Annotated in this window: 4 protein-coding genes and 1 pseudogene; 4 read left to right on the forward strand and 1 reads right to left on the reverse strand. The window is 64.4% G+C overall.

Features of this window, described 5'->3' with window-relative positions:
- Nucleotides 1-1645, forward strand: a 1645-nt coding sequence (gene katG, locus EOA86_RS22535; RefSeq protein ID WP_128343654.1) for a catalase/peroxidase HPI, incomplete at its 5' end; no start/stop codon positions are given.
- 76 nt (nucleotides 1646-1721) lie between these two features.
- Here katG and EOA86_RS22540 read toward each other — a convergent pair.
- Nucleotides 1722-2399: an aquaporin gene (locus EOA86_RS22540; protein ID WP_128343656.1), complete on the reverse strand. Its 678-nt coding sequence runs from the start codon at nucleotides 2397-2399 to the stop codon at nucleotides 1722-1724.
- A gap of 329 nt (nucleotides 2400-2728) precedes the next feature.
- Between EOA86_RS22540 and EOA86_RS22545 the strand changes: the two genes are divergently transcribed.
- The 3 genes and pseudogenes from EOA86_RS22545 to EOA86_RS22555 form a co-directional block, all read left to right on the forward strand.
- Nucleotides 2729-4018, forward strand: a complete 1290-nt coding sequence (locus tag EOA86_RS22545; RefSeq protein ID WP_128343658.1) for an RsmB/NOP family class I SAM-dependent RNA methyltransferase — start codon at nucleotides 2729-2731, stop codon at nucleotides 4016-4018.
- A 97-nt stretch (nucleotides 4019-4115) separates the two neighbouring features.
- Nucleotides 4116-4574 carry a PaaI family thioesterase gene (locus tag EOA86_RS22550; protein ID WP_029348345.1) on the forward strand — a complete coding sequence of 153 codons (459 nt, stop codon included), beginning with the start codon at nucleotides 4116-4118 and terminating at the stop codon, nucleotides 4572-4574.
- A gap of 4 nt (nucleotides 4575-4578) precedes the next feature.
- Nucleotides 4579-4814 (forward strand): annotated as a pseudogene (locus EOA86_RS22555) (5'-methylthioadenosine/S-adenosylhomocysteine nucleosidase); the annotation flags it as partial.

Genomic DNA, 4814 nt, shown 5'->3' on the forward strand with positions numbered 1-4814 from the left:
GGATGTGGACTGGGGTTCCGAGACCAAGTGGCTCGGCGACGAGCGCTATTCCGGCGACCGCGAACTTCGGGGCCATCTCGGCGCCGTGCAGATGGGGCTGATCTACGTCAACCCGGAAGGGCCGAATGGCAAGCCCGATCCACTAGCCTCGGCACGCGACATCCGTGAAACCTTCGCACGCATGGCCATGAACGACGAGGAAACCGTGGCGCTGATCGCCGGCGGCCACACGTTCGGCAAGACCCATGGCGCCGGAGATGCCGCTCTGGTCGGGGCGGAGCCGGAAGGCGCCGGCATCGAGGCGCAGGGCCTCGGCTGGTCGAGCAAGCATGCCACCGGCATCGCCGGTGACGCCATCACCTCGGGGCTCGAGGTCACTTGGACCACGACGCCGACCAAGTGGAGCAACAACTTCTTCGATAATCTGTTCAACTACGAATGGGAACTGACGAAGAGCCCGGCGGGCGCCCATCAGTGGACGCCGAAGGGCGGCGCCGGCGCGGCCACGGTGCCGGACGCGCATAATCCGTCAAAGCGTCACGCGCCAGCCATGTTGACCACCGACCTCGCTTTGCGCTTCGATCCCGCCTACGAGAAGATCTCGCGGCGTTTCCACCAGAATCCGGATCAGTTCGCCGACGCCTTCGCCCGCGCCTGGTTCAAGCTGACCCACCGCGACATGGGCCCGGTTGTCCGCTATCTCGGCCCGCTGGTGCCGAAGGAAGAGCTGATCTGGCAGGATCCTGTCCCGGCGGTCGACCACGAGCTGGTCGGCGAGCAGGATATTGCGTCGCTGAAGGCGAAGATCCTGGCGTCGGGCCTGTCGGTTTCCGAACTGGTTTCGACCGCCTGGGCGTCGGCCTCGACGTTCCGCGGCTCCGACAAGCGCGGCGGCGCCAACGGCGCACGCATCCGCCTTGCGCCGCAGAAGGACTGGGACGTCAACCAGCCGGCCGAACTGTCGAAGGTGCTTTCGAAGCTCGAAGGCATCCAGAACGAGTTCAATGCCGCGCAGACGGGTGACAAGAAGGTCTCGCTTGCCGACCTGATCGTGCTCGGCGGCGTCGCCGCGGTCGAGAAGGCCGCCAAGGACGGTGGCCAAGACGTCAAGGTGCCGTTCACGCCGGGTCGCATGGACGCCTCGCAGGAGCAGACGGACGTCCAGTCCTTTGCCGCGCTTGAGCCGACCGCTGATGGCTTCCGCAATTATGTCCGCGGCAAGCAGCCGATGTCGATCGAAGCACTGCTGGTCGACCGGGCGCAGTTGCTGACGCTGACGGCGCCGGAGATGACGGTGCTCGTCCGCGGCCTGCGGGTGCTCGGCGCCAACGCCGGCAAGTCGAAGCATGGAGTGTTCACCGACAGGCCGGGCACGCTGACCAACGACTTCTTCGTCAACCTGCTCAGCATGAACACGATCTGGGATCCGGCCGCAGGCTCCGAGGAGGTGTACGAAGCCCGCGACCGCAAGACCAGGGAGGTCAAATGGACCGGCACCCGTGCCGACCTGATCTTTGGCTCGCACGCGCAGCTGCGAGCACTTGCCGAAGTCTATGGGTCAGCGGATGCCGGACAGAAACTCGTCAGGGATTTCGTCGCGGCCTGGACCAAGGTGATGAACCTCGACCGCTTTGAGCTTGCCTGATCCCAGCGAAACGTTCTTTCCTCCCAAAAAAAAGTCGCGGGCGATGCCCGCGCCTTTTTGATTGGCCAAGAGGGTGTCAGTCCTTCTCGAAGATGCGGGTCTTGGCGACCACGCCGGCGATGGCGCCGCCGATCAGCGGTGCGACGATGAACAGCCAGAGCTGGCCGATCGCGGCACTAGCCGAAAACAGCGCCGGGGCGATCGAGCGGGCCGGATTGAGCGAAGTGCCGGTCACCGGAATGATGGCGAAATGCAGTCCCGCCAGCGTCAAACCGATTACAAGGCCGGCAAAGGCCGTCATGTGGCTGCCGCTGGTGACGCCGAGGATCACCGTGACGAAGGTGAAGGTTCCGATCAGCTCCCACAGGAACGCCGAGCTAACGGCCCATTTCGTCGTGTCCCAGCCGTTGGCGCCGAAGCCGCCGGTATGGCCGCCGACCTGTCCGGAGACGATGATCCACAGCGCCAGCGACGCAATGATGGCGCCGATGATCTGTGCGATCCAATAGGGGATGACGTCCTTGGCCTGCATTCGGCCGGCAAGGAACACGCCGAGCGTCACCGCCGGGTTGAGATGCGCGCCCGAGATCGGGCCGATCGCATAGGCCGCCGCAATCAGGCCGATGCCGAATGCAAGACCGATGCCTTCCTGGCCGAGTGGCAGCGCGCCGCCGAAGCCGCCCGTTACCACCGAAGCCGTGCCGATGAACACCAGTAGAAATGTGCCTAGAACTTCCGCCAGATAAGTCTTCATTGCCCTCTCCTCGTAATTTCCCGCCGATCCGCTTGCAGTTCTTCGCGAATCACGCAGCGGAAGATTACCGCAACTTCAAAAGTTTGAAAGTACAAGCAACGCGTCGGTTGAAGTCTTGGATGCCGACAAAGTTGTTCGATCTGGCGCTCCGCCGCTTGTGTGCGCCTGTCGCGCGCTTTAGAGCGACGTGCGTCCACTTGGACGCACAAAGTACGCGTCTAAAGACTCTGAATCTTCGCATCGTGCTTACCGAAAATCGATTCCGATTTTCGGGCCGATGCGATAGAGCAGGACCCCGGAATTAATTTGCTGAGTAACGGAATAACAAGATGCGACTGGGCGGACGGCTGGCAGCGGCCATCGAAGTGCTGGAGGATATCGGCCGGCGGCACCGGCCGGTGGCCGATGCGCTGAAGGATTGGGGCCTGTCCCACCGCTTCGCCGGCGGCGGCGATCGCGCCGCGATCGGCAACATCGTCTACGACGCGCTGCGCCGGAAGCGCTCGTCCGGCTATTTGCTGGGCGAAGATACGCCGCGCGCCATCGGTTTTGGCGCGCTGCTGCTTGAATGGAACCAGACGGCGCAGTCGCTGAACGAAGCGCTCGACGGCGACAAGTTTGCGCCGCCGCTGTTGAACGACGGTGAACTGAGGGCCGTCACCGATCGCCGGCTCGACGCTGCGCCGTCGGCGGTACGGGCTGATATTCCGGATTGGTGCGAACCGCTTTTCGAGCAGGCCTTCGGCGCCAGCTGGGTCGACGAAGGTGCGGCGTTAGCGACCCGCCCACCGCTGGACCTCAGGGTCAACACGCTGCGAGCCGACCGCGGCAAGGTGCTCGCCGAGCTGGCCGGGACTGGCGCCGGGCCAGCACGGATCGCACCGCACGGCATCCGCATCCCGCCGATCGCGGGCGACGGCAGGCACCCGAACGTGCAGGCGGAACCGGCCTTCCAGAAAGGCTGGTTCGAGGTTCAGGACGAAGGATCGCAGATCGCCGCCACGCTGACTGGCGCGGAGGCCGGGATGCAGGTCCTCGACTTTTGCGCCGGAGCCGGCGGCAAGACGCTGGCACTGTCGGCGGCGATGGACAATCGTGGCCAGGTGTTTGCCCATGATGCCGAAAAGGCGCGGTTGGCGCCGATCTTCGACCGCATCCGGCGCTCGGAAAACCGCAACGTGCAAATCGTCACCAAGCCGGCCGAGCTCAGCACCCTTTCGGGCCACATGGATATCGTCCTGGTCGACGCGCCCTGCACCGGCAGCGGCACATGGCGGCGCCGGCCTGATGCCAAATGGCGGCTGACGCAGAAGCAGCTCGATGCACGCAAGGGCGAGCAATCGGCGATCCTCGATGCGGCCAAAGCCTTCGTCAAACCGGGCGGGCTGCTGGTCTACATTACCTGCTCGGTGTTCGACGAGGAGAATGGCGAACAGGTCGCGGCCTTCCGAGATCGTAACCGGGGCTTTGTTCCTGTCGATCACCGCCAGCTCTGGGACAGCCGCTTTCCGGGCCACGAGGCGACTGTGCGTATCGGCGCCGCTGGCGGCATTTCGTTGTCGCCGGCGCTGAGCGGTACCGATGGGTTCTATGTCTGTGCGCTGCGCAAGGACGGCTGAACCTTGCCGGCGGACCTGATTGCTGCAGTGCAGCAATAGCGATTGCCTCCCGCTCATGCCTCTGCAATAAGCTTTTCTGACAGGAGCGTGACAAGCCATGGCAGCAAAGATCGTACCCGCCCCCGACTATGAGGATCGCGTCAGGACGTCCTTCGCGCGCCAGAACGCCATGACGACCATCGGCGCCGAGCTGACGCTGGTGACGCCCGGCATCATCGAGATCGAGATGCCCTATTCGACGGCGCTGACCCAGCAGCATGGCTTCCTTCATGCCGGGGTCATTTCGACGGCGCTCGACTCGGCCTGCGGCTATGCGGCTTTCTCGCTGATGCCCGAGAATTCGGGCGTGCTCACTATTGAGTTCAAGGTCAATCTGCTGGCGCCGGGCCGGGGCGAACGCTTCCTGTTCCGCGGCTCGGTGACGAAGCCCGGCCGCACTATCATCGTCGCAGACGGCCAGGCCTATGCCTTCGCCGTCGACGGCGAGGCCAAGCTGATCGCCACCATGACCGGAACGATGATGACCGTGGTGGGTCGCGATGGCATTGAAGGCTGATCCGATGCGCAAGGCCGTCAGAATTGCGGGTAGGGACGTGCTCTTCGCGATGGCGGCGCAGGCCGAATACGGTCCGCATCTGCAGCGGCTGTTCACGCCTGTCATGACCGGCGTTGGACCGGTCGAGGCGGGCGTCAGGCTGGGCGCGGAACTGTCATGGCTGAAGTCTGAAAAGGCGCTGCCGGACCTCGTCGTGTCGCTCGGTTCGGCGGGCAGCCGGACACTGGAACAGACGGAAAT

Origin of the sequence: Mesorhizobium sp. M5C.F.Ca.IN.020.32.2.1, assembly GCF_004023105.1 — a bacterium.
Lineage (GTDB): Bacteria > Pseudomonadota > Alphaproteobacteria > Rhizobiales > Rhizobiaceae > Mesorhizobium > Mesorhizobium wenxiniae.

Excerpts from the sequence above, each read along its gene's own strand:
- EOA86_RS22540 (WP_128343656.1), bottom strand. The coding sequence starts at position 2,399 with ATGAAGACTTATCTGGCGGAAGTTCTAGGCACATTTCTACTGGTGTTC.
- EOA86_RS22545 (WP_128343658.1), top strand. The coding sequence starts at position 2,729 with ATGCGACTGGGCGGACGGCTGGCAGCGGCCATCGAAGTGCTGGAGGAT.
- EOA86_RS22550 (WP_029348345.1), top strand. The coding sequence starts at position 4,116 with ATGGCAGCAAAGATCGTACCCGCCCCCGACTATGAGGATCGCGTCAGG.